Below are 24,583 nucleotides of genomic sequence, written 5' to 3' on the forward strand. Positions count from 1 at the left end.
CCCGGCGGACGCCGTGATGGGAGGCCCGTCCATGGATCGATCGCTGATCGTCGCGAAGGTGGTCCCGACCGCGGAGGCGCGGGTCGCCCAGATATTCGCCGACTCAGACGCCACGGAGCTGCCGCACCTGGCCGGGGTACGGCACCGGTCGCTGTACCGGTTGCACGACCTGTACGTGCACCTGCTCGAGACCGAGCTGCCCGGCGACACCGCGGTGCAGGCCGCCCGGGGCCACCCGGAGTTCGACCGGGTCAGCGCCCGACTACGGCCGTACATCACGCCGTACTCGCCGACCTGGCGTTCGCCCCGCGACGCGATGGCGCACTGCTTCTACCGGTTCGACGCCGCCGCACCGGTCGGGCGGCAGCCGTGACCGCCACCGCGCCGCGCGAGGAGCAGCTCTGGTCGCGCTGCGCCGGCTGCGCCACCCTGCTCTACCGCAAGCGGCTGCGTCGCAACCTGGACGTCTGTCCGGAGTGCGGGGTGCACGCCCGGCTCGGCGCGCCGGACCGGCTGCGGCAGTTGGTGGACCCGAACTCGTTCCGGCCGCTGCCCGACAGCCCCGCCGACGTGGACCCGATCGACTTCGTCGACGTGGTGCCGTACGCGCATCGGCTCACCGCGGCCCGGGCCGGCACCGGCCTCGTCGAGGCGGTGCTCTGCGGCACCGCCACGCTCGGCGGTCACCCGGCCGTGCTCGCGGTGATGGACTTCCGCTTCCTCGGCGGCAGCCTCGGCTGCGCCGTCGGCGAGCTGATCACCCGAGCCGCCGAGCGCGCGCTCGACGAGCGGGTGCCACTGGTCCTGGTGACCGCGTCCGGTGGGGCGCGGATGCAGGAGGGCGCGCTGTCGCTGATGCAGATGGCCACCGTCAGCCAGGCCATCGCGGCGCTTCGCGAGGCGGGCCTGCTCACGGTCAGCGTGCTCACCGATCCCACGTACGGCGGAGTGGCGGCCTCGTTCGCCACCAACACCGACGTCGTCGTCGCCGAGAGCGGCGCCCGGATGGGCTTCGCCGGCCCCCGGGTGATCCGCCAGGTCACCGGCCGGGCGCTGCCCGACGGCTTCCAGACCGCCGACTTCCTGCTCCGGCACGGCCAGGTCGACATGGTGGTGCCCCGCCGGGCCCTGCGGGGGCGGCTGGTGGCACTGCTCGCCGCGGCCCGCGCCGGACATCCGCGCCGGGCCGGTGCCCCGGCGCACCGCCCGCCAGTGCCGCGGCAGCAGCCGCCGCACGCCGCCGCCGACGCCGGCCCGGCCGAGGTGGCCGACCCCTGGACGACCGTACGCCTGGCCCGGCACGCGGGCCGGCCGACCACACTGGACTACCTGGAGTCGGCCTTCGACGGCTTCGTCGAGCTGCACGGCGACCGGCTGGGTGGCGACTGCCCGGCCGTGGTCGGCGGACTGGCCCGCCTCGACGGGCGGCCGCTCATGGTGATCGGCCACCAGAAGGGGCACAGCACCGCCGAGCTCGTCACCCGCAACTTCGGCATGGCCAGCCCGGCCGGTCACCGTAAGGCGCTGCGGCTGATGCGGCTGGCCGCACGGCTCGGCCTGCCCGTGGTCACCCTGGTGGACACGCCCGGCGCCGATCCGGGTGTCGGCGCCGAGGAGCAGGGCCAGGCCGCGGCGATCGCGGAGAACATCCTCGCGCTCACCGTGCTCCCCACCCCGGTCGTCGCGGTGATCACCGGTGAGGGAGGCAGTGGCGGCGCGCTCGCCCTGGCGGTGGCCGACCGGGTGTTGATGCTCCAGCACGCGGTCTACTCGGTGATCAGTCCGGAGGGCTGCGCCGCGATCCTCTGGCCGGACCGCTCGGCCGCTCCGCAGGCCGCCCGCGCACTCCGGCTGACCGCGCCGGACCTGCACCGGCTCGGCGTGGTGGACGAGATCGTGCCGGAGCCGGCCGCGGCCGCGCACGAGGATCCGGACGCCGCGGCCGAGGCGCTGCGCGAGGCGGTGCGGGCCAACCTGTTGCCGCTGCTCGACGTGCCGCCCGCCACCCTCGTACGCAATCGTCGCCAGCGCTTCCGTCGCTTCGGCGCCGCGCGGGCCGGCAACCGGCCGGGTGTCCGGTGACCGCCGGAGCGACCCGGCCGGAGGCCGCGGCGAATCCCGAGACCGTCGCCGACGGCGCCGACCCGAGAGCCGGCACCGACGCCGTGCTGACCGGGCTGCGCCGGCACGCCCGGCAACTGGTCGCCGAGCTGGCCGGGCCGGTACGGCGGGTGCGGCTGCGCAGCGGCGAGACCGTGCTGGAGGTCGAGTGGCACGGCGTCGGGGCGACCGCCCCCGCCGAGGTCGTCGCGTCGCGGGAGCCGGCCCCGGTCGCGCCGCCCACGGCCGAGCCTGCCGAGCCGGCCGGCCACACGGTGGTCCGCTCGCCGATCGTCGGCACCTTCTACCGGGCGCCGGAGCCGGGGGCGGCTCCGTTCGTGTCCGTCGGTGATCTGGTGCGGCCCGGCCAGGTCGTCGGGATCGTCGAGGCGATGAAGCTCATGAACGAGGTGACCGCCGACCGCGGTGGCCGGGTCACCGCCGTGCTGACCGACGACGGCCAGTCGGTGGAGTACGACCAGCCGCTGGTCGCGCTGGAACCGGCCTGAGGTGGTGTGGGATGTTCGAGAAGGTGCTCATCGCCAACCGTGGTGAGATCGCCGTGCGGGTGCTACGCGCCTGCCGTGAGCTCGGGGTGCGCACGGCGGTGGTCTACTCCGCCGCGGACGCCGACTCCGCGGCCGTACGTCTGGCCGACGAGGCGGTCCGGATCGGGCCGGCGCCCAGCCGGCGCAGCTACCTCAACGCCGCCGCCATCGTCGAGGCGGCCCGGCAGGTGGGCGCGCAGGCGGTGCACCCCGGCTACGGGTTCCTCTCCGAGGACGCCGACTTCGCCGAGATCTGCGCGGAGAACGGCCTGACCTTCATCGGTCCCCGGCCGGAGGTGATGGCGGCGCTGGGTGACAAGTCGTCCGCGCGTGCCCTGATGAGCCGGGCCGGGCTGCCGCTGCCGGCGGGCAGCGTCGAGCCGGTGCCCACCGTGGACGTCGCGGTCGAAGTCGCCGCCGGGATCGGCTACCCGGTGATCGTCAAGGCGGCGGCCGGGGGCGGGGGACGGGGTATGACCGTGGTCTGGTCGCCGGCCGACCTGCCCCGGGCCTACGCGAAGACCCGCGCCACCGCACAGAAGGTCTTCGGCGACGACCGGGTGTACGTCGAGCGGTACCTCACCGACGCCCGGCACGTCGAGGTGCAGGTGCTCTGCGACGCCCACGGCAACGGCGTGCACCTGGGCACGCGGGACTGCTCGGTGCAGCGGCGGCACCAGAAGCTCATCGAGGAGGCGCCCGCGCCGGCGCTCTCCGCCGCCACTCTCGACACGATCGCGGAGACCGCGCTGCGTGGCGCGCTCGAGGCCGGTTTCACCGGCGCGGGCACCCTGGAGTTCCTGGTCGACGCCAAGGAACGGTTCCACTTCCTCGAGATCAACTGCCGGATCCAGGTGGAGCACCCGGTCACCGAGATGATCACCGGTGTCGATCTGGTGCACGAGCAGCTGCACATCGCCGCGGGGACGTCGCTGCGCCTGCGGCAGGAGGAGATCCGCCTGCACGGGGTGGCGGTCGAGTGCCGGGTCAACGCGGAGGACCCGGACCGCGACTTCGCCCCGACCCCCGGCCGGCTGGAGCGCTTCGTCCCGCCCGGCGGCCCGTTCACCCGCGTCGACACCCACGGGTACCCCGGCTACGTGATCGGCCCGCACTACGACTCGCTGCTGGCCAAGGTGGCGGTCTGGGCGCCCGACCGGGAACTCGCCCTCAACCGGCTCGAACGTGCGCTCGACGAGTTCGACGTCGCCGGGGCGGCCGTACGGACCACCATCCCGTTCGCCCGGCGGGTGCTCGACGACGCGGAGTTCCGCAAGGGCCGGCACAACACCGGTCTGGTCGACCGGCTGCTCACCGCCGACTCACCGGCGACCACATCGGACCCGCCGGCCACCGCGGCGACCGGGTCCCGCCCGTCGACCGCCACCGACAGCCCGACGTCCGACTGAGGAGAACTGATGACCGTCACCCAAGGCCACCCGCTCACCACCGCGATCACCGACATCCTGGTGGCACACTGCGGGCTGGATCCCGAGGCCGCCGCCCGTACACCGGCCGCCTCCCTCGAGGAACTGGGACTGGACTCCCTCGCCCTGCTCGAACTGTCGGCGGTGGTCGCCGACCGCTACCGGGTGCAGATCCCCGAGCAGGCCGCGCAGCTCAGCATCCCGGCGGTGGCCGACCTCGTCGCCCGGAAGACGGACAGCTCGGGCCACCCGCAGCAGGCCGTGCCGCCGCAGCAGCGCGCACAGCAACCGGGGCACACCGAGAACAGCGTCGTGATCGCGGCGCCGCTGCCGCTGGTCTGGGAGATCACCAACGACGTGGCGAACTGGACCGAGCTGTTCACCGAGTACGCCGTGGTGGAGATCCTGCACCGCGAGGGGAACACGGTGCGGTTCCGGCTCACCATGCACCCGGACGAGAACGGGGTGTCGTGGAGCTGGGTCAGCGAACGTACCGCCGACCTGACGGCGCGGCAGGTGCACGCGCACCGGGTGGAGACCGGACCGTTCGAGTACATGCGGATCCACTGGCGCTACACCGAGGAGCCGGAGGGCACCCGGATGACCTGGGTGCAGGACTTCTCGATGAAGCCGACCGCGCCGGTGGACAACGCCGGGATGACCGACCGGATCAACACCAACAGCCTGGTGCAGCTGGCCGTCATCAAGGAACGGATCGAGCGCCGGGTGCAGACCGGGGAGCTGACGGCGACGGGAGACGGCGATGAGTGAGCGGACGGTGGGCCTGGTGGCGGCCCGGGACGTACCGGCCGACCGGCGGCGAGGCGGTGAGCTGCGGGTGCTGCTGGGCCCGCGCACCGTCGGCAGCACCTCCGGCTTCATGGGGGTGGCCCGGCTGGGCCCGGGCGAACGCATCGCCGAGCACTACCACCCGTACAGCGAGGAGTTCCTCTACGTCGCCCGTGGCGCCATCACCGTGGACCTGGACGACCAGCCGGTGTCGCTGGCCGCCGGTGACGCGCTGCACGTGCCGATCAACGTACGGCACCGGCTGCGCAACACCGGCGACGAGCCGGCCGAGGTGGTGTTCCACCTCGGTCCGCTGGCGCCTCGTCCGGAGCTCGGCCACGTCGACACCGAGCTGGCCGAACAGCGGGGGACATCGTGAGCGCGAGGAGTGAGCCGGGGTTGCGAGCCCCGCAGTCGCGAACTGGGGGGACGTCGTGAGCGCGAGGAGTGAGCCGGGGTTGCGAGCCCCGCAGTCGCGAACTGGGGGCACGCCGTGAGCGGGCGCCGCACGGTGGTGACCGGGATCGGCGTGGTCGCTCCGGGCGGCGTCACCCGGGACCGGTTCTGGAAGTCGATCACCGAGGGCCGTACGGCGACCCGGCGGATCACCTTCTTCGACCCGTCGCCGTTCCGGTCCCGGATCGCCGCGGAGTGCGACTTCGATCCGGTCGCCGCCGGGCTCACCGACGCCGAACGCCGCCGGGCCGACCGGTACGTGCAGTTCGCGCTCGCCTGCGCCGACGAGGCGGTCGCGGACGCGGGCCTGGAACTCACCGAGGCCGACCGGGACCGTACCGGGGTGGTGCTCGGCACGGCGGTCGGCGGCACGATGGCGCTGGAACAGGAGTACGTGACGGTCTCCGACAGCGGCCGGCGGTGGCTGGTCGACGCCACCCTGGGCGGGCAGTACCTCTACCAGGCGTTGGTGCCCAGCAGCCTCGCCGCCGACGTGGCCTGCCGGTACGGGCTGCACGGTCCGGCGCAGGTGGTCTCCACCGGCTGCACCTCCGGGATCGACGCCATCGGGTACGCCCATCAGCTGATCGCCGACGGGGAGGCGGACCTGGTGCTCGCCGGCGCCGCCGACTCGCCGATCTCGCCGGTCACCGTCGCCTCGTTCGACGCGATCAAGGCGACCAGCCCCGACAACGACGATCCCGCGCACGCCTCCCGCCCGTTCGACGCCGACCGGCACGGTTTCGTGCTCGCCGAGGGCGCGGCGGTGCTGCTGCTGGAGGAGGCCGAGCACGCCCGGCGGCGCGGCGCGCACGTCTACTGCGAGGTCGCCGGGTACGCCAGCCACAGCAACGGCTACCACATGACCGGGCTGCGGCCCGACGGGGTGGAGATGGCGCTGTCCATCACGGCCGCGCTGCGACAGGCCCGGCTCGCCCCGGAGCAGGTCTCCTACATCAGCGCGCACGGCTCCGGCACGCGGCAGAACGACAGGCACGAGACCGCCGCCTTCAAGCGGGCGCTCGGCGAGGCCGCGTACCGGGTGCCGGTCAGTTCGATCAAGTCGATGGTGGGGCATTCGCTGGGCGCGATCGGCTCGATCGAGATGGCGGCCTGCGCGTTGGCCATCGAGTTCGGCGTGGTGCCGCCGACAGCGAACTGGACCACGCGGGACCCGGAGTGCGACCTGGACTACGTACCGAACGAGGCCCGGGAGCTGCCGGTCGACGTGGCGCTCTCCGTGGGCAGCGGGTTCGGTGGCTTCCAGTCCGCGATGATCTTCCGGCGGCTGGCGAAGGCGGGGGCCGCGTGACCGGGCGGGCGGTGGTCACCGGCATCGGGGTGGTCGCCCCGAGCGGTGTCGGCGCGGCGGCGCACTGGCAGACGGTGCTGGGCGGCACCCGGCGGATCGGGCCGATCACCCTGTTCGACCCGGCCGGCTACCCGACCCGCTTCGCCGGTGAGGTGACCGGTTTCGAGGCCACCGGGTACGCGGACAGCCGCCAGCTCGTGCAGACCGACAGGTGGACGCACCTGGCGTTCGCCGCCACCCGGCTGGCGCTGGCCGACGCGGGGCTGCCGCAGAGCTCGCCCGACCCGTACGGTTACGCGGTCACCCTCGCCAGCTCCTCCGGTGGGAACCTGTTCGGTCAGCGGGAGCTGCAACGACTCTGGGGCGGACCGTCGCGGACCGTCGGGGCCTACCAGTCGATCGCCTGGTTCTACGCGGCCAGCGTCGGGCAGCTCTCCATCCACCACCAGTTCAAGGGGCCGTGCGGGGTGCTGGTCAGCGAGGCGGCCGGCGGCCTCGACAGCCTGGCGCACGCGGTCCGCTCGATCCGCCGCGGCACCCCGGTGGTGATCGCCGGCGGCACCGAGTGTCCACTGAGCCCGTACGCTCTGGCCTGCCAGCTGGCGGGCGGGTTGCTCAGCGACGTCGCGGATCCGGAGCGGGCCTACCGGCCCTTCGACGCGGCGGCGAGCGGCTACCTCCCCGCCGAGGGTGGGGCGGTCTTCGTCGTGGAGGAACTGGGCCACGCGTTGTCCCGGGGCGCCCGGATCTACGGTGAGCTGACCGGCTGGGGCGCCACCCACGACGCGGTCCACACCGGCCCCGACACGGCGGGGAGCCCGACCCAGTACGCCCGCGCGATGCGGCTCGCTCTCGGTCGGGCCGGGGTCGGCGCGGACGAGGTCGACGTGGTGCTGCCAGACGCCCTGGGTGTGCCCCGCTACGACCGTACGGAGGCGACCGCGTTGCGGTCGGTCTTCGGCGACCGGCGGCCGCCGGTCAGCACCTCGAAGCCGCTGACCGGCCGGGCGCACCAGGGCGGCGCCGCGCTCGACGTGGCCACCGCGCTGCTCGCCTTCCGGCACGACACGCTGCCCGCCTCGGCCGGCCCCGACGAGGTGGCGGCCGGCTGCGAGCTCGACTTCCTGCGCGAGCATCGGCGACCCCGCAGCCGGGTGGCGATGGTCTGCGCCCGGGGCTTCGACGGTTACAACAGCGCGCTGGTCCTTCGCGGGGCGGCGCCGGTGAGGGAGGACGAGGATGAGTGAACAGCGGGCAAGGGTGGTCTTCCTGGTCCGGGTGCCGGCAGACCGTACCGCGGCGTTCCTGGCCGCGTACGAGGCGATCCGTCACCAGGTGGCCGGCGGTGTGACCGGCCACCTGGTGGACCAGGTGTGCCGCTCGTCGGCCGACCCGGAGCAGTGGCTCATCACCAGCGAGTGGTCGAGCCTCGCCGACTTCGAGACCTGGGAGCGCAGCCCGGAGCACCGGGAGTTGGTCCGGCCGATGCGGGAGTGCTTCACCGACGCCAGATCGCTGCGCTTCCACGTCCACGCGCAGACGCCGGCGCCCGTCTGAGCGGCCCTACGCCGCGGTGTCGACACACCGCGTTCACCGCGTGGCAAAGCGCCGCCTCCGCCGTTCCGCTGTCCTGGGTGGACGGTGATAATGGGGCGCATGGTTGCCTGGGAGTACGCTCTGCTGGTCCGCCGCTACCAGGGGCAGGGCCGCAATTTCCACGTGTCGTTCGTCTGGTACGGACCGGACGGGTCCCGCAAGGACATCACCGCGTACGGCGACACGGCGATCGCGCACCTCAACCGGGTCGGCCGTGAGGGCTGGGAGCTGGTCTCCGCCGCCGAGGACGTCAACAACGTGCAGGGCAGCACCGAGGTGCACCGGTACCACCTGAAGCGTCCCCTCAACTGACCCCGCCGACCCGCCGCCGGGCGGCTGGCCGTGCCAGCGTCGATCATGAGGTTGACGGGCGGAAATCCGCTCGCCCGCGCCGCCAACCTCATGATCGACCGGGGTGCCGTCCGGACCGGGGTCCGGTCAGGGGTCAGGTGAGGTCGACGGTGGGGTAGAGGGGGAAGCCGGTCAGCAGGTCGCTGGCCTGCCGGCTGACCTTGTCGGCGACCGCCGGGTCGAGCACGTACTTCGCCTTCGACGGGGTGCCGTCCGGGTTCGAAGCGGTGTTCGTCTGGGTCAGCACGGTGTGGATCAGCTCCGCGATGACGTCCATCTCGGCGGTGCCGAGGCCGCGGGTGGTCAGCGCCGGGGTGCCGATGCGGATGCCCGAGGTGTACCAGGCGCCGTTCGGGTCCTGCGGGACCGAGTTGCGGTTCGTGACGATGCCCGCGTCCAGCAGCGCCTGCTCGGCCTGCCGGCCGGTCAGCCCGTACGAGGTCACGTCGATGATCGCCAGGTGGTTGTCGGTGCCGCCGGTGACCAGGGTGGCGCCACGGCGCAGCAGCCCCTCAGCGAGCGCCTGGGCATTGGCGACGATCCGGCCGGCGTAGTCGGCGAAGTCGGGGCGGCGGGCCTCGGCGAGCGCGACCGCCTTGGCCGCCATCACGTGCGGCAGCGGACCGCCGAGCACCATCGGGCAACCCCGGTCGACCTGCTCGGCCAGCTCCGGCTGGCAGAGCACCATGCCGCCACGGGGGCCGCGCAGCGACTTGTGCGTGGTGGTGGTGACGATGTGCGCGTGCGGCACCGGGTCGAAGTCGCCGGTGAAGACCTTGCCGGCGACCAGACCGGCGAAGTGCGCCATGTCGACCATGAAGGTGGCCCCGACCGAGTCGGCGATCTCCCGCATGATCCGGAAGTTCACCTTCCGGGGGTACGCCGAGTAGCCGGCGACCAGGATCAGCGGCTTGAACTCACGGGCCGCCTCGGCGACCTTGTCGTAGTCGATGAGGCCGGTCTCCGGGTCGGTGCCGTAGCTGCGCTGGTCGAACATCTTGCCGGAGATGTTCGGACGGAACCCGTGGGTGAGGTGACCGCCGGCGTCCAGCGACATGCCGAGCATCCGCTGGTTGCCCAACTCCCGGCGCAGCGCGAACCAGTCCGCCTCGGTGAGGTCGTTCACCTGGCGGGCCTGCGCCTTCTTCAGCGCGGGCGCCTCGACCCGGTCGGCCAGCACCGCCCAGAAGGCGACCAGGTTCGCGTCGATGCCGGAATGCGGCTGAACGTACGCGTGCGCGGCGCCGAACAGCTCCCGGGCGTGCTCGGCGGCGAGCGCCTCCACCGTGTCGACGTTCTGGCAGCCGGCGTAGAAGCGGCGGCCGACCGTGCCCTCGGCGTACTTGTCGCTGAACCAGTTCCCCATGGCCAGCAGCGTGGCGGGGGAGGCGTAGTTCTCGCTGGCGATCAACTTGAGCGACTCGCGCTGGTCGGCCAGCTCGGCGGCGATGGCCCCGGCCACCCGCGGCTCGACCGCGCGGATCACCTCGAGCGCGCTGCGGAAGGCGGTGGATTCTGCGTTCGGCGACGACATGCGACCTCCTACTGACGTGCGGAAGGCCCAGGCGCTCGGCATGCGTCCTCATGACGGGGCCGCTCCCCGATGGTTCTCCATCCCCACGCGCCAGTAACGGCCCGGGCAGATCCTACCGAACCGACCGCCGCCGCCCCGCGCGACCTGGTCCGGACCGGCCCGGACCACCTCCCGCCGCCACGCTCCCGGTCCACGGCTACGGGCCCGGCCGCGCTCCGGGCCCGTCCTACCGCCGCGCTCAGGCCGTCGTCGCGTCCAGCGAACTCTTGACGGCCTTCGGGTCCGTCGGCTTGCGCGGCGCGCCCGCGCGCATCTCGACCATCCGTGCGCCGATCTCCTGAAGCTCCTTACGCCCCAGCGCGTCCCGTACCTTGGGGAACCACTCCTGCTCCTCCTCCTCGACGTGGTGCAGCACGTTCTCGATCAGCACCGTGGTCTTGGCGTTGAAGTGCTCGTCCTCGGCGTCCATGGCGAACAGTTCGGCGCAGAGGACGTCCGCCACGTGGTGCTCCTCGTACGACTCGAGGATGTCGTCCTCCACGTCCGGCACGAGCCGGCGGACCTCCGGGTACATCACCTCGTTTTCCAGGTAGGTGTGCACGGTCAGCGCCTCGATGATCTGCCCGACCAGCTTCGATCGCTGGCTCTCCGGGCCCTCCTCGGCGTCCTGGAACGCCTTGAACAGACGGCGCATCTCCTTGTGGTCTTCCTTCAGCAGGACGATGGCATCGGTGGACACCGGCTGACCTCCTAAGCGTGTGGTTGATCGTCCGGTACCCCGGTGGTGAACTGCGGAAACAGTCACACGCCGTAGCGCGCCTGGTCGTCGCCGGCAGGCCGGATCTCCGTCGAGTGCAGGTGGCTGACCTCGTTGAAGGCGATCTTCCGTAGCCGGCCCGAGTCGTCCGCGGACCAGGCGGTGATGGAGCAGTTCGCGATGACGTGCCGGCTGCCCAGCGCCATCACCTCCTCCTCGGTCAACCCGTCGAGGAGGTAGGAGAGCAGGAAGACCAGCACGTCGTGGCCGAAGAGCAACACCCGGTGACCGGCGTGACCGTGACGCAGGTCGGCGAGGAAGCTCCGCATTCGCAACGCGACATCGGTCCACGCCTCACCGCCGGGCGGCCGGAAGTAGAACTTGCCCTCCCGGTCGTGTCGCTCGTGCTCGTCGGGGTAGCGGGCGCGTACCCCCTGTGGGGTGAGCGCGTCGAGGATCCCGAGGTCCCGGTCGCGCAGCCGTTCGTCCCGGCTGAGCGGGATGCCGCTGCCCTCCAGGGTCAACTCGGCGGTGCGCAGCGCGCGCAGGTACGGCGACGACACCGCCACGTCCGGGCGTCGGTGCGGCGGCAGCGCCATCAGCCAGCGTCCCGTGGCGAGGGACTGCTCCTCACCGGCAGGCGAGAGCGGCACGTCCGCGTCCCGCTCGGTGCGGGCCACCACCTCCGCGCCGGCGGACTCCGCCCGGGCCGCGGCGACGTTCGCGGTGCTCTCCCCGTGCCGGACGATCCAGAGCGCTGCCAGGTCCCTCATCGCGGTGCTTGCTTCAGGCCAGCACGCGGTCGAGCGCCTGGGCCAGTCGCGGTGCCAACGTCGCCGCGTAGGTGGCGGTGATGTGGTTGTTGTCACGGTAGATGAGCACTCCGCCGATGACCGGCGCGCAGCGTTCACGCGGGCAGATGGCGTCGTTCAGATCCACCAGGTGCACCTTGTCGTTCTGCCGCGCCGCCGCCTCGTGGGCCGGGCCGCCCCCGCCGGCGAGAACCTCGTCGCGGCGCGACGCGCAGCGGGTCAGCTTCCGCGAGTTCGCCGAGACGCATTCGGCGATGTCCTTGCCGTGGTACGGGGTGTCGCGCAGGACGACCACCGGAATCCCCGCGCCGGCCATCTCCGCCCAGCTGCGCCGCAGCGCGTCGGCGAAGGCGGCCTGTGCCTGACCGGCGACCGGCGCGCCGTCGTGGATCATGAGGTAGAAGGAACTGCTCACCACCAGCAGGTCAGGTCGTTCATCGCCGGTCAGTGCTCCGCGTAGCTTCTCGTTCCATTCGGTGCAGCTCGGGTACGGCTTCCTGTCGAGTGCCACGGCTCCGTTGATGAACGGGCAGGAGGACTTCGTGTAGCTCTTCAGGCGCCACTGCTTCGACACGGCGACCCGCTGCAACGCCGGCAGCCACTGCGCCGCGTGCGAGTCGCCGGCGAGGGCGACGGTGAACGAGGCGTCGGGGTCGCCGTAGCGGCAGGAGCGCACCTCGCTGCTGCGTTGGTCGGTGTGGCAGCCGTCCTTCCAGGCGTCCGGACCGTCCTGGCTGGCGACCAGCGGGTCCGGGACGAACGGGCCCACGCGGTCGACCGGAATCCCGGCCGCGCTGGTCGCCGGGGAGTCGCCGAGTGCGGCCGCGCCGGCGACCGTAGGCGAGGTCACGGCCGCTGGCGTGCCGTTCACGCCCACCGTGGGCGCAGCGAGGAACGGGGGCGCCGGCGGTGCCGCCGGCGGCCACACCGTCAGTTGGAAGGCGAGTCCCGCCACCACGGCCACCCCGGTGCAGGCCGCGCCGAGCTGAAGCGATCGGATGGGCTGCCACGCGAGCGTCTCCGACCTGCGGATGGGGTTCTCGACGTACCGGTAGGTGAGTGCGGCCGGCACCGCCGAGGCGACGACGACGGCGAGACCGGCGCTCGTGGTCAGGTCGCCGAACCGGGCCTCGGCGACGACGAGGAGCGGCCAGTGCCAGAGGTAGAGCGAGTAGGAGATGGCCCCGACGGCGCATACCGGCCCTACCGCGAGCAGGACCGCGGGTCCGGCCCGACCGGCGGTGAAGCCACCGGCGATGACGGCCGCCGTACCCAGGGTGGGGGCGAGCGCCAGGTAACCCGGGAAGGCGGAGCTCTCGCTCAGCAGAAAGGCGGACGCCACGATCGCGGCGAGGCCGGACCAGGCGAGCAGGGCGGCGGCCGCGCGGGGCAGGCGGTGCAGGTGGCCGGCGAGCAGGGCCACGAAACCACCGAGGGCGAGTTCCCACATCCGCGTCGTCGTGACGAAGTAGGCCCGGGCGGGATTGTCACCGGTCAGCCAGACCGACCACGCGAAGGAGGGCACCGCGACCAGGGCGAGAGCGGTGAGCAGGAAGCCGGTGCGCACGTGCCGGCGTCGGCCGAGCCACAACGCGGCCACCAGCAGCAGCGGCCACACCAGATAGAACTGCTCCTCGACGCCGAGGGACCAGAAGTGCTGGAGGATGCTCGGCGCGCGATTGGCCGCGAGATAGTCGACGGACTGTTCGGCGAGCCGCCAGTTCATGACGTACAACCCGCTGGACACCACGTCCCAGCCGGTGGCGGACCACCTCGTGCGTGGCAGGAAGGCGAACGTGAGCACCAGGGTCGCGACGAGTACCACCGCGGCGGCCGGGAGCAGTCGCTTGGCGCGGCGGGCGTAGAAGCCGCGCAGGGAGAGCCGACCGTTCTTGTTCACCTCGCTCACGAGCAGGCCCGTGATGAGGAAGCCGGAGATGACGAAGAAGACGTCCACACCGACGAAACCGCCGGGGACCAGTTGCTGACCGGCGTGCCCGGCGAGTACCAGAACCACGGCGAGGGCACGCAGCCCTTCCACGTCGCCGCGGAATCCGACTCCAGGATTGGCCGCCTTCGGCCGGCGGACTGTCTGTGTCATTTGTCCCACTCCATGCCCCTATGCGTCCCCCAAACAACTGGCCACCGGTCTGCCGAGTTACGCCGGAGCCCGGATCGGGGAGCGCGCGCACGGCACCGCCCGCGGCAGCGCGAGAACAGGGCCGGGTGGCCGTACCGCCGCTACCTCTCGGGCGGAGCAGCCGGTCCGGCCGCCGGTACCCGGATCGTGGACGAGGCGGGTGTCGGGCGCGGGGGTACCCACCCTGCGGACCGTCGACCGCTACGGTGTGAGGCGTGGCGACGACGGCCGAGGAGATCCGGGTCGGTGAGCGGGTGGTCCGTGTCTCGAGCCCGGACAAGCCGTACTTCCCCGAGCTCGGGCTGACCAAGCTGGACGTCGTCCGCTACTTCCTGGCCGTCGGTGATGGTGTCCTGCGCGCGCTGCGCGATCGCCCGACCATGCTGGAACGCTGGCCGCGCGGCGTCTTCGAAGGCGCGAAGATCGGCACCCGGCAGGACAACCGCGGCGACGCGTTCTACCAGAAGCGACTCCCCGCCGGTGCGCCCGAGTGGGTGCGCACCGCCCACATCACCTTTCCCAGCGGACGGACCGCCGACGAGGTCGCGCCCAGTGAGCTGGCCGTCGTGATCTGGGCGGCGAACCTCGGCACCCTGCGCTTTCATCCCTGGCCGGTCTCCGCGGCGGACGTGGAGCGTCCCGACCAGCTCCGCATCGATCTGGACCCGATGCCCGGCGTCGATTTCGCGCAGGTGGTGCCGGTGGCCCACGAGGTGCGGGCGTTCCTCGCCGAGCTGGGCCTCACCGGTTATCCCAAGACCACCGGCGGCCGGGGGCTGCACATCTACCTGTCGATCGAGCCGCGGTGGAGCTTCGGCGACTGCCGGCGGGCGGTGCTCGCCCTCGGCCGCGAGATGCAGCGCCGCCTGCCCGATCTGGTCACCACCACCTGGTGGCGGGAGCAGCGTGACCGCCCGGTCTTCGTCGACTACAACCAGATGTCCCGTGACCACACGATGGCCTCGGCGTACTCCATCCGGCCGACACCCCGGGCGTTGGTCTCCGCGCCGCTGGACTGGGCGGAGCTGGACGACGCCCGGCCGGAGGACTTCGACGTGGTCACCATGCCGGCCCGATTCGCCGAGCGGGGCGATCCGCACGCCGGCCTGGACGACCAGCGCTTCTCCCTGGAGCCGCTGCTGGAGCTGGCCGACCGCGAGGGGCTGGAGGCCCCGCCGGAGCGCTGAGTGGCGTCGGCCTGACCGCACCCCACGGCCGGTCGCCCCGCGGAGCGCTGAGCGTCGGTGCTCCCTACACCCAGGGACTGGTCGCCCCGTCGAACTCCTCGAAGACCAGCCAGGTGCGGGTGGAGAGCACCCCGGGGATGCTCTGGATCCGGCCCAGCACCACGTCCCGCAACGCCGCGTTGTCCGGTGCCCGCACCAGCGCCAGCACGTCGTGGTCACCGCCGAGCAGCGCCGCGTGCTCGATGTAGCGCACCTGAGCCAGCTCCGCGGAGACCTCGCGCCAGGTGTTCTGCTCGATCGTCAGCGCCACGTACGCCGAGGTGCCCAGGCCCGCGGCCTCCGGCGCCACCTGGGCCCGGAAACCGGTGATCACGCCGTCGCGGAGCAGGCGTTCGACCCGGGCGTACGCGTTGGTGCGGGAGATGTGGATCCGTTCGGCGAGCGTGCGCACCGAGGTGCGCCCGTCCCGGTCCAGTTCGTCCAGGATCCGCCGGTCCACCTCGTCCAGTGGACGGGACGAACGTCCCGCCGCAGCGGTCGGGGCTGCTTCCGGTCCGGTCTCCTGGCTCACCGAGACTCCTCTCGCGTGCCGTTTGTCTCACGTTCATGGTGGATCTTGAGCAAAACATCCGCAAGGTTGGAGCATAGGGCCACTACACGTCCCAGGAGGTCCCGCCGTGACGACCACACCCCGGGCGGTCCGCAGGGCATCCCCGCGCGCCCGTCGCCGGCCGGCCAACCCGGCCGACCCGGCGCGTCCGCTGCTGCCGGACGCCGAGCCGGTGAGCCTGCTCGACCCGACCGGCACGCCGCTGCCCGCCCGCACCGACTACCCAGAGCCCGCCGTCGACCTTCTGCGGGAGCTTTACCGCCGGATGGTCGTCGGTCGCCGCTTCGACATCCAGGCCACCGCCCTGACCAAGCAGGGCCGGCTGGCGGTCTATCCGTCCTCGCGGGGCCAGGAGGCCTGCCAGGTGGGGGCGATGCTCGCCGTACGCGACACCGACTGGGTCTTCCCGACCTACCGGGAGTCGATGGCGCTCGTCTCGCGCGGGCTCGACCCCATCGAGGTGCTGACGCTGCTGCGCGGCGACTGGCACTGCGGGTACGACCCGGCCGCCCGTCGTACCGCGCCGCAGTGCACGCCGCTGGCCACCCAGTGCGTGCACGCCGCCGGTCTCGCCTACGGCGAGGCGCACCAGGGGCGCGACACCGTGGCGCTGGCCTTCATCGGCGACGGTGCGACCAGCGAGGGCGACTTCCACGAGGGGATCAACTTCGCCGCCGTCTTCAAGGCGCCGGTGGTCTACTTCGTGCAGAACAACAGGTACGCGATCAGCGTTCCGCTCTCCCGGCAGACCGCCGCGCCGAGCCTGGCGTACAAGGGCGTCGGCTACGGGGTGCCCAGCGAGCAGGTCGACGGCAACGACCCGGTGGCCGTGCTGGCCGTACTCACCCGGGCGGTGGAGCACGCCCGCGCCGGCAACGGCCCGTTCCTGGTCGAGGCACACACCTACCGGATGGAGCCGCACACCAACGCCGACGACGCCACCCGCTACCGCGACGGCGCGGAGGTCGACGCGTGGCGGGACCGGGACCCGATCGTGCGGCTGGAGAAGTACCTGCGCGACCGGGGCGAGTTGGACGACGACGCGGTCGCCGCCGTGGCCGCCGAGGCCGAGGCGTACGCGGCCGACGTGCGCGAGCGGATGAACGCGCAGCCCACCGTCGATCCGCTGAGCCTCTTCGACCACGTGTACGCGCAGCCCACGCCGCAGCTGATCGAGCAGCGTGAGCAGATCCGCGCCGAGTTGGCCGCGGCCGAGCAGGAGGGGGAGGCCTGATGGCCACCACCATGGCGAAGGCGCTCAACGCCGCGCTCGCCGACGCGATGGCCGCCGACGAGCGGGTGCTCGTCTTCGGTGAGGACGTGGGGCAGCTCGGCGGCGTATTCCGGATCACCGACGGCCTTCAGGCCCGGTTCGGCGACAAGCGCTGCTTCGACACCCCGCTCGCGGAGGCCGGCATCGTCGGGTTCGCGGTCGGTCTGGCCATGTCCGGCCTGCGGCCGGTGGTCGAGATGCAGTTCGACGCGTTCGCGTACCCGGCGTTCGAGCAGATCGCCTCGCACGTGGCGAAGCTGCGCAACCGCACCCGGGGCGCGCTCAGCGTGCCCATCGTGATCCGGGTGCCGTACGCGGGTGGCATCGGCGGCGTCGAGCACCACTGCGACTCCAGCGAGGCGTACTACGCGCACACCCCGGGCCTCAAGGTGGTCACCCCGGCAACCGTCGACGACGCCTACTCGCTGCTGCGCGAGGCGATCGACGATCCCGACCCGGTCGTCTTCATGGAGCCGAAGAAGCTCTACTTCGCGAGCGCCGACGCGGACCTGTCGACGCGTACCGAGCCGTTCGGCCGCGCCGTCGTGCGCCGCCCCGGCCGGGACGCCACGCTCATCGCGTACGGACCGTCGGTGCCGGTCGCGCTGGAGGCCGCCGAGGCCGCTCGCGAGGAGGGCTGGGACCTCGAGGTCGTCGACGTACGCACCATCGTCCCGTTCGACGACGAGACGGTGACCGCCTCGGTGCGTCGTACCGGCCGGTGCGTGGTGATCCAGGAGGCGCAGGGCTTCGCGGGGGTCGGCGCCGAGATCGCCGCCCGGGTGCAGGAGCGGTGCTTCCACGCCCTGCACGCTCCCGTGCTGCGGGTCTCCGGGCTGGACATCCCGTACCCGGCACCCATGCTGGAGCACACCCACCTGCCCGGCGTGGACCGGGTGCTGGACGCGGTCGCCCGCCTGCAGTGGGACGACCAGCCGGATCCGCGCTGGCTCCCCGCGGCCGAGGCGGCGGCATGAGCGCGCGGAGCATGGTTCGCTGCGCGCCCGGTGCCGGGCGGGGGGTGCCGGCATGAGCGAACGGGTCTTCCTCCTGCCCGACCTCGGCGAGGGGCTGAGCGAGGCGGAGATCGTCGAGTGGCGGGTCGCGGTCGGCGACACGGTGACGGTGGACCAGACCGTCGTCGAGGTGGAGACCGCCAAGGCCGTCGTCGACGTGCCCTGCCCGTACGCCGGGCGGGTGGTCGCGCTGCACGGGGCCGCGGGTGAGGTCCGCCCGGTCGGCCAGCCGCTGATCACGATCGCGGCGCTGGACGACGACGCGGCGTCCGGGCCCGGTGGCGCCCCCGAGCCCGCCGGCCACGCCACCTACCGCGAGGAGGAGCGGGCCGGGTCGGGCAACGTCCTGATCGGGTACGGCACCGGGCACGGACCGGGACGCCGTCGCCGCCGTCCCCGGCTCGCCGCCGCCGAACCGGCCGCCGTCCCGGCCCCGCGTCGGTCGTCCGAGCCGTTGGCCGCGGTCGCCGCGACGCATGGCGGCGCGTCGGCCGCACCACTGGTCATCTCGCCGATCGTCCGGCGGCTGGCCCGGGAACACGGGGTGGACCTCGCCACTGTGACCGGCACCGGCCGAGGTGGGGTCGTCCGCCGCGCCGACGTGGAGGCCGCCCTCGCGGTGCCCTCGCCGAGCGCGGCGCCCCAGCCGCCGGCGACGTCCGACAGCGCGGATCTGGTCATTCCGTTGACCGGCATCCGCAAGGCGATCGCCGACAAGCTCTCCCGCAGCCGGCGGGAGATCCCCGAGGTGACGATCTGGGTCGACGCGGACGCCACCGCCCTGCTGGAGACCCGGGCCGCGATCAACGCCGCCCGCCCGGAGCAGCCGGTCAGCATCCTCGCACTGCTGGCCCGCATCTGCCTGTCCGGGCTGCGTCGTTACCCGCAGCTGAACGCCCGGGTGGACACCGAGGGGCAGCGGATCGTCCAGGCGGCCGGCGTTCACCTGGGCATCGCCGCGCAGACCGACCGGGGCCTCGTCGTCCCGGTGGTACGCGACGCCCAGCGGCTGACCACCGCGGAGCTGGCCGTCGAACTCGCCGAGACCACGGCCGCCGCGCGGGCCGGCACCCTCGCGCCGGCGCGGCTCACCGGCGGCACCTTCACCTTGAACAACTACGGGGTGTTCGGTGTGGACGGCTCGACCCCGATCATCAACCACCCGGAGGCGGCGCTGCTCGGGGTGGGCCGGATCGTGGACAAGCCGTGGGTGGTCGACGGGCAGCTCGCGGTTCGTAAGGTCGTGCAGATCAGCCTCACCTTCGACCACCGGGTCTGCGACGGCGGGGTGGCCGGCGGCTTCCTGCGGCACGTCGCCGACTGCGTGGAACAGCCCGCGCTCCTCATCGCGGCCGTCTGAGCTGACACGAGGAAGGGCCGGCACCGTGCGGTGCCGGCCCTTCCTCACGTGGTGGCCGCGGCGGCGGCTGCGTGCCGCCGGCGCGTGCGGTGGTGGCCCGACGCGCCGGGCCACCACCGGGGGTTCAGCCGGCGCTGGTGCCCGTCGGGTTCAGCACCACCTCGGCGCTGCCCGTCTGCGGCGGAACGTCCGGGTCGGTCGGCGCGTCGGTGTACTCCGCCACGAAGACCGCGCGCAGGTTGTCGGCACCGCCGTGACCCGGGTCGAGGAAGGTGGTGATGGTGCCGGTGCAACCGGTCGCCGACGAGAGCGGGTGGCCGTGCTCGTCGTGGCCGAGAATGTACGTCACCCGCACCCGCGAGCATTCGACCGGCAGGTCGTCGATCACCCGTACCTCGAACGCGACGGTCTGGCCGAACTGGAAGGGCTGCCCGGCGGTCGGGGTGACGAACTCGACGATCGGCGCCCGTGGCCCGACCAGCAGCGGCAGGGTGGCCGCGGCCGAGCGCCCGGTGCTGTCGGTGACCTTCACCGTCGGGTTGTACCGGCCGTTCGTCTGGTAGGTCCAGCTCGGGTTCGGGTCGGTGGAGTCGACCGAACCGTCGGCGTCGAAGTCCCAGGCGTAGCGCAGCCGGTCACCGTCCGGATCGACGGTCCCGGCGCTGGAGAAGTGCACCGTCAGCGGTGCCTGCCCGACGGTCGGGTCGGCGCTGATCTGCGGGATCGGCGTGCGGTTGCCCCGGACGAAGTCGATCCGGGACAGCTGTGCGTCCGGGTTCTCGGCGAAGTAGCCGTCGCCGTACTCCAGCACGTAGAGCGCGCCGTCCGGGCCGAACTCCATGTCCATCGGGTTGTCGACCACCAGCGACGGCACCACCGGACGGATGTCGCGCACGTTGCCCTGGCCGTCGAGGCGGAACTCCTTGATGTAGTCGCGGGTCCACTCGTAGAACAGCGGCACGCCGTCGTAGTAGGCGGGCCACCGGGTCCGCGACGTGCTCCGCCCGTCGTAGTCGTACGCCGGGCCGCCCATCGGACCGATGCCGCCGGTGCCGAGCTGCGGGAACTCGCCGGAAGCGGCGGACGGGTACCACACCTGGGGCGCCTCGACCGGCGGCAGCCGGCGCTGCCCGGTGTTGTGCGGTGAGTCGTTGACCGGCCGCTGGCAGTCGAAGTACTTGCCGGGGGTGTTGGTCGCGAAGTCGTAGTCACGGTACGGCAGGCTCGGGGTGGCGCAGTACGGCCAGCCGTAGTTGGCCGGCTTGTCGACCACCATCCAGCGGCCGTGCCCCGCCGGCCCGCGGTCCGGGTTCGACGCCCCCGCGTCGGGCGAGTAGTCGGCCAGGTAGACGTCGTCGGTGCGGCGGTCGACGGCGAACCGGAACGGGTTGCGCAGCCCCATCGCGTAGATCTCCGGACGGGTCTTCGGGGTGCCCGGCTTGAACAGGTTGCCCTTCGGCACCGTGTAGCCGCCGCCCGGCTTCACCTTGATCCGCAGCAGCTTGCCACGCAGGTCGTTCGTGTTCCCCGCGGTGCGCTGCGCGTCGAACGCGGGGTTCCGGTCGGCCCGCTCGTCGATCGGGGTGTAACCGTCGGAGAAGAACGGGTTGGTGTCGTCACCCGTGGAGAGGTAGAGGTTGCCCTTGCTGTCGAACTCGATCTGGCCGCCGACGTGGCAGCAGATGCCCCGGTCGACGGGCACGTCGATGATCTTCTGCTCGGTGGCGAGGTTGAGCTTCATCCCCTCGAGCTTGAACCGGGACAGCCGCAGCGCGCCGCGGAACCGCTGCCAGTCCTGCTCGGTGCCGACGAACGGCGCATCGCCCTCGTTGACGTCCGGGGTGCTCGGGTCGTCGGCCGGGGTGTCACCGGGCGGGGAGTAGTAGAGATAGACCCACTTGTTGCGGGCGAAGTCCGGGTCGATGGCGATGCCCTGCAGGCCCTCCTCGTCGTGCTCGTAGACGGGGACGTCGGCGGCGAGGGTGTTCAGGCCGGTACGCGGGTCGTGGATGCGGACCTCGCCGGTGCGCGCGGTGTGCAGCACCCGCAGGTCGGGCAGGACGGCAAGACTCACCGGCTCGCCCGGGAAGTCGTTGAGCGTCACCTTCTGAAAGCTGGAGTCCGGCGGTGCGGCGGGCGCGGGCGCGGCGGCCGACGGCGCGGCCGGCGCGGCGAGGCCGGCGGTGACCAGCGCCAGGGCGGACAGGACGGCGGTTCTCTTCTTCACAGTGGTTCCCCCGGGTGTCGTGGTCAGTAACGAAGCGACGCGAGGTAGTCGAAGCCGACGCGGGCGGTCTCCAGCGCGTCGGCGGGCGTGCGCGGCGGCGTGCCGGCGTCGTCGCGCTCCACGATGTACTCCTCGATGCCGGCCTCCCGCTCGTGCGCGAAGATCCGGCCGAAATCGATGAGCCCGTCGCCGAGGTCGGCGAAGCTGGCTTCGGTGTTCATGTCCTTGACGTGGACCTGGCGGATCCGGCCCCGGTTGGCGCGAATCAGGTCGATCGGGTCCTGCGCGCCCCGCCACGCCCAGAAGAGGTCCAGTTCGAAGTGGACCAGCCGCGGGTCGGTCTCGCCGGTGAGGATGCCGAACCCGGTCCCGCCGCCGGTCAGCGGGACGAACTCGAGTTGGTGGTTGTGGTAGCCGAACTCCAGGCCGGCCCGCTCGGCCATCCGGCCGGCCCGGTCGAGGTCACGTGCGAGCGCCCGGTAGGCCTGCGGGTCGCGGATCGGCTGCCCTGCCGCGTCCAGCCCGAACCACGGGTGCACGAGCTTCCGGCAGCCCACCGTGTTCGCGTCGTCGAGGGCGCGTTCCCAGGTGTCGGCGTCGAAGGGTTGCGGGATGGCCGTGTGGCCCGAGGTCGCACGCAGCCCGGCCTCGTCGAGGGCGGCGCGGAACTCGGCCGCCGTCCGGCCGACGAAGCCGGCGTGTTCGACCCGCCGGTAGCCGAAACGGCGCAGTGCGGCGAGCGTGCCGGGCAGGTCGGCGGCCAACTGGTCGCGCAGGGTGTAGAGCTGGATACTGATCCGGTCGATCGGCACTCGCCGCCGGCCACCGCCGTGTCCCGTGCCGCCGGAGGCCGACGCTGCCGAGGCGCCGAACAGGCCGGCGGTGCCGACCGCGGCGGCGGAGACGGTCGCCGCGCGCAGCAGCCCGCGCCGGCTGACCGTATCGGACGCCTCCGGCGGCTCCGACGGCTGTTTGCTTGGCTGCATGCTGATGTTCCCTCCCTGCCGGACGCTGCTCATCCGGCGGTCTCGGGTCGACCAGCCGCCTTGTCCCGGGCGCGCCGGACCGGCCGGAGCGGCTCCGGCGGACGTGGCGGTCGGCGTACGGGTGCGGGACGAGCCCACGCGGGGCGCGCCACTGTCGGCGGGGCGGGCAGCGGATCGACCTATGGGCAACTATCTATCTGGCACGTCACCGTACCCTTGCCGTCGGTCGAAGGCAAAGGTTCTGCCGGGAGCACCGAACTTTCGCTGGGGCCGACAAAAGTTGCCTGAGGCTCACGTCCGGGGCGGGCGAGCGCGCGGGTAACGCCGGGTCGACCTCAGTCGGGTGGGGAGTGGTCGAATCGGGTCGGCACGGCGCGCGGCGGCGCGGACGGGACTCTGCCGCCGCTCTGGGCGTGGGCCGCCCGTAGCCGCCCGTCGAGCGCGATCATGGTCGCCGCCGACCATCAGTCACTTTCGGCGCAGCACCGGAAAATGCGACCGATAATTGTCACCCCCATATTTCGCGAATTGCGGGGGAAGTCCTACCGACGTAGAGAGAATGGGCGTACGGAAGCGGAAAACGGGGGGACGCATCATGAGGTTGAGGCGGCGTTTGACGCTGTTGGGGGTGGTCGTCGCGGCCACTCCACTGGTCCTGGTCGGATGCACCGCGGATTCGAAGGGCGGCGAGGGGCACGGGAAGAAGCATGCGGCGCCGCCGGAACTCACCGTGACGCCCGGAGAAGGCACGAAGAACGTGCCGATCAGCGCCGAGGTCGGTACCCGGGTCGCGGGCGGTCGCGTGTCCGCCGTCCGGATCACCGACGACAAGGGCAAGGAGATCAAGGGGGAACCCCGCGAGGACGGGTCCGCATGGGTCCCGAGCGCGCCGTTGCAGCCGAAGCGGACGTACACCGCCGAGGTGACCGCGACCGGCGACTCCGGTAAGACGACGACACGCAAGACGACCTTCACCACCATGCCGAAATCGACCAAACCAGCGGTGACCAGTACCCTCTATTTCGCCGACAAACGGACGTACGGGACCGCGATGCCGGTGACGGTCGCGTTCGACCCGCCCATTCCGAAAGAGGCCAGGGCGGATGTCCAGCGGCGGTTGTTCGTAAAGACGAATCCGCCGCAGCCGGGTGTCTGGTCGTGGGTGGAAGACGGTAGCCAGATCTATTACCGGGCGCCCGATTTCTGGCGGCCGGGCACGACGATCAGCGTCCGGTCCGGTCTGGAGGGGCTGCCGATCGGCAAGAACCTGGTCGGCGACGAGGACCGCAGGTCGACGTCGAAGATCGGTCAGCAGGTCTCGCTGGAGATCGACAACGCCACGAAGCAGATGTCGGTCCTGCGTGACGGCAAGGTGATCCGCAAGATCCCGGTCAGCCTCGGCAAGCCGAGCACGCCGACCTCCAGCGGCAAGATGGTGATCATGGAGCAGCACCAGTTCACCACGTTCGACACGACGGGTTCGGCCGACCCCTACGTGGTGGACGTGGAGGACGCGCAGCGGCTCACCTGGGGCGGTGAGTTCATCCACGGTGCCCCGTGGTCCGAGGGCGCGCAGGGCAACACCAACACCTCGCACGGCTGCACCAACGTCTCGGCGGCGGCCGCGGACTGGCTGATGAACAACACCAAGGTCGGTGACCTGGTGACCGTCAAGGGCACCGAGGTGGAGTTGCAGTACGGCAACGGTTGGACCGCGTGGAACGTCAGTTGGGACGAGTTCGTCAAGGGCAGCGCACTGCCGGTGCCGAGCGGGCTGAAGCCCGCGCCGAGTCAGCCGGCACACCCGGGCGCGGTCGCCGGCGGTTCGCCGGCCCCGCACCCCTCGGTGAGCGGCGGCTGACCGCCGTACCGCCCCGGACCGGCCCGCTCACCGCGGGCCGGTCCCGCCTGTCCGGCCGGTCCCGCCTGTCCGGCCGGTCCCGCCTGTCCGGCCGGCCCGCAGTGGGCGGCTCGGGCTTGATCGTTCTCGAAATCCGTGAAGTCGGGGTGTCCGCTCGCTGCGGACACCCCCCCAGAACGAAGGGCGAGGTGGGGTAGTGGCGGCGGGGGGCGCCCGCCCCCCCCCCGGGGGGGCCCGCGCA

22 protein-coding genes and 1 riboswitch are annotated in these 24,583 nt (G+C 72.4%); of the genes, 15 read left to right on the plus strand and 7 right to left on the minus strand.

Going from position 1 to position 24,583, the window contains the following annotated elements:
• Positions 1-31: 31 nt before the first annotated feature.
• From AB0F98_RS24480 to AB0F98_RS24525, 10 genes are all read left to right on the plus strand, one after another.
• Entirely contained in the window at positions 32-373 is a 342-nt protein-coding gene (locus AB0F98_RS24480) for a TcmI family type II polyketide cyclase (RefSeq protein ID WP_357739336.1), read from the plus strand.
• Positions 370-2,082, plus strand: coding sequence for an acetyl-CoA carboxylase carboxyltransferase subunit alpha (locus tag AB0F98_RS24485; protein WP_357739339.1), 1,713 nt, complete (start codon positions 370-372; stop codon positions 2,080-2,082). The genes AB0F98_RS24480 and AB0F98_RS24485 overlap by 4 nt, the downstream gene beginning before the upstream one ends.
• An 83-nt stretch (positions 2,083-2,165) precedes the next feature.
• On the plus strand, positions 2,166-2,609 hold the full coding sequence (gene accB / locus AB0F98_RS24490; protein WP_357739418.1) for an acetyl-CoA carboxylase biotin carboxyl carrier protein: 444 nt from the start codon (positions 2,166-2,168) through the stop codon (positions 2,607-2,609).
• A gap of 11 nt (positions 2,610-2,620) precedes the next feature.
• Positions 2,621-4,057: an acetyl-CoA carboxylase biotin carboxylase subunit gene (locus AB0F98_RS24495; protein WP_357739342.1), complete on the plus strand. Its 1,437-nt coding sequence runs from the start codon at positions 2,621-2,623 to the stop codon at positions 4,055-4,057.
• Between the two features lie 9 nt (positions 4,058-4,066).
• Positions 4,067-4,846: an SRPBCC family protein gene (locus AB0F98_RS24500; RefSeq protein WP_357739345.1), complete on the plus strand. Its 780-nt coding sequence runs from the start codon at positions 4,067-4,069 to the stop codon at positions 4,844-4,846.
• Positions 4,839-5,243: a cupin domain-containing protein gene (locus AB0F98_RS24505; RefSeq protein WP_357739348.1), complete on the plus strand. Its 405-nt coding sequence runs from the start codon at positions 4,839-4,841 to the stop codon at positions 5,241-5,243. The genes AB0F98_RS24500 and AB0F98_RS24505 overlap by 8 nt, the downstream gene beginning before the upstream one ends.
• A gap of 114 nt (positions 5,244-5,357) precedes the next feature.
• Positions 5,358-6,632, plus strand: coding sequence for a beta-ketoacyl-[acyl-carrier-protein] synthase family protein (locus AB0F98_RS24510; RefSeq protein ID WP_357739351.1), 1,275 nt, complete (start codon positions 5,358-5,360; stop codon positions 6,630-6,632).
• Positions 6,629-7,879 (plus strand): beta-ketoacyl synthase N-terminal-like domain-containing protein, encoded by a 1,251-nt coding sequence (locus AB0F98_RS24515; RefSeq protein ID WP_357739354.1) that lies wholly within the window; start codon positions 6,629-6,631, stop codon positions 7,877-7,879. The genes AB0F98_RS24510 and AB0F98_RS24515 overlap by 4 nt, the downstream gene beginning before the upstream one ends.
• Positions 7,872-8,189, plus strand: coding sequence for an antibiotic biosynthesis monooxygenase family protein (locus tag AB0F98_RS24520; RefSeq protein WP_357739357.1), 318 nt, complete (start codon positions 7,872-7,874; stop codon positions 8,187-8,189). Before AB0F98_RS24515 ends, AB0F98_RS24520 begins: the two co-directional genes overlap by 8 nt.
• Before the next feature lie 90 nt (positions 8,190-8,279).
• A complete protein-coding gene (locus tag AB0F98_RS24525; RefSeq protein WP_357739360.1) occupies positions 8,280-8,540 on the plus strand; it encodes a hypothetical protein in 261 nt (86 codons plus the stop codon).
• 133 nt (positions 8,541-8,673) lie between these two features.
• Here AB0F98_RS24525 and AB0F98_RS24530 read toward each other — a convergent pair whose 3' ends face one another.
• The 4 genes from AB0F98_RS24530 to AB0F98_RS24545 all read right to left on the minus strand — a co-directional run bounded on the left by AB0F98_RS24530 (position 8,674) and on the right by AB0F98_RS24545 (position 13,783).
• Positions 8,674-10,113, minus strand: coding sequence for a glycine hydroxymethyltransferase (locus AB0F98_RS24530; protein ID WP_357739363.1), 1,440 nt, complete (start codon positions 10,111-10,113; stop codon positions 8,674-8,676).
• 18 nt (positions 10,114-10,131) lie between these two features.
• Positions 10,132-10,221: riboswitch (ZMP/ZTP riboswitch) on the minus strand.
• A 130-nt stretch (positions 10,222-10,351) separates the two neighbouring features.
• A complete protein-coding gene (locus tag AB0F98_RS24535) occupies positions 10,352-10,852 on the minus strand; it encodes a hemerythrin domain-containing protein (RefSeq protein ID WP_357739366.1) in 501 nt (166 codons plus the stop codon).
• A 62-nt stretch (positions 10,853-10,914) separates the two neighbouring features.
• The gene (locus tag AB0F98_RS24540) at positions 10,915-11,643 is read right to left on the minus strand and encodes a histidine phosphatase family protein (protein WP_357739369.1); all 729 of its coding nucleotides are present in this window, start codon (positions 11,641-11,643) and stop codon (positions 10,915-10,917) included.
• A gap of 13 nt (positions 11,644-11,656) precedes the next feature.
• Positions 11,657-13,783 (minus strand): acyltransferase family protein, encoded by a 2,127-nt coding sequence (locus tag AB0F98_RS24545; RefSeq protein WP_357739372.1) that lies wholly within the window; start codon positions 13,781-13,783, stop codon positions 11,657-11,659.
• Between the two features lie 254 nt (positions 13,784-14,037).
• On the opposite strand from AB0F98_RS24545, the gene AB0F98_RS24550 reads away from it, so the two are divergent.
• Positions 14,038-15,009 (plus strand): DNA primase small subunit domain-containing protein, encoded by a 972-nt coding sequence (locus tag AB0F98_RS24550; protein ID WP_357739375.1) that lies wholly within the window; start codon positions 14,038-14,040, stop codon positions 15,007-15,009.
• Positions 15,010-15,073: 64 nt separating this feature from the next.
• Here AB0F98_RS24550 and AB0F98_RS24555 read toward each other — a convergent pair whose 3' ends face one another.
• A complete protein-coding gene (locus AB0F98_RS24555) occupies positions 15,074-15,580 on the minus strand; it encodes an Lrp/AsnC family transcriptional regulator (RefSeq protein ID WP_357739379.1) in 507 nt (168 codons plus the stop codon).
• Positions 15,581-15,686: 106 nt separating this feature from the next.
• On the opposite strand from AB0F98_RS24555, the gene pdhA reads away from it, so the two are divergent.
• From pdhA to AB0F98_RS24570, 3 genes are read left to right on the plus strand one after another with little or no spacing between them, the layout of a single operon-like run.
• Positions 15,687-16,853, plus strand: a complete 1,167-nt coding sequence (gene pdhA / locus AB0F98_RS24560; protein WP_357739382.1) for a pyruvate dehydrogenase (acetyl-transferring) E1 component subunit alpha — start codon at positions 15,687-15,689, stop codon at positions 16,851-16,853.
• Positions 16,850-17,869 (plus strand): alpha-ketoacid dehydrogenase subunit beta, encoded by a 1,020-nt coding sequence (locus AB0F98_RS24565; protein ID WP_357739421.1) that lies wholly within the window; start codon positions 16,850-16,852, stop codon positions 17,867-17,869. The genes pdhA and AB0F98_RS24565 overlap by 4 nt, the downstream gene beginning before the upstream one ends.
• A gap of 52 nt (positions 17,870-17,921) precedes the next feature.
• Positions 17,922-19,268, plus strand: a complete 1,347-nt coding sequence (locus tag AB0F98_RS24570) for a dihydrolipoamide acetyltransferase family protein (RefSeq protein WP_357739385.1) — start codon at positions 17,922-17,924, stop codon at positions 19,266-19,268.
• A gap of 124 nt (positions 19,269-19,392) precedes the next feature.
• On the opposite strand, the gene AB0F98_RS24575 is transcribed toward AB0F98_RS24570, so the two are convergent.
• Both AB0F98_RS24575 and AB0F98_RS24580 read right to left on the minus strand, forming a co-directional pair.
• Entirely contained in the window at positions 19,393-21,495 is a 2,103-nt protein-coding gene (locus tag AB0F98_RS24575) for a PQQ-dependent sugar dehydrogenase (RefSeq protein WP_357739388.1), read from the minus strand.
• A 23-nt stretch (positions 21,496-21,518) separates the two neighbouring features.
• Entirely contained in the window at positions 21,519-22,481 is a 963-nt protein-coding gene (locus tag AB0F98_RS24580) for a sugar phosphate isomerase/epimerase (RefSeq protein WP_357739391.1), read from the minus strand.
• Positions 22,482-23,076: 595 nt separating this feature from the next.
• Between AB0F98_RS24580 and AB0F98_RS24585 the strand changes: the two genes are divergently transcribed.
• The gene (locus tag AB0F98_RS24585) at positions 23,077-24,342 is read left to right on the plus strand and encodes an Ig-like domain-containing protein (RefSeq protein ID WP_357739394.1); all 1,266 of its coding nucleotides are present in this window, start codon (positions 23,077-23,079) and stop codon (positions 24,340-24,342) included.
• The last annotated feature ends 241 nt before the right edge of the window (positions 24,343-24,583 follow it).

The organism is Micromonospora sp. NPDC023737 (assembly GCF_040639715.1).
Classification (GTDB): Bacteria; Actinomycetota; Actinomycetes; order Mycobacteriales; family Micromonosporaceae; genus Micromonospora.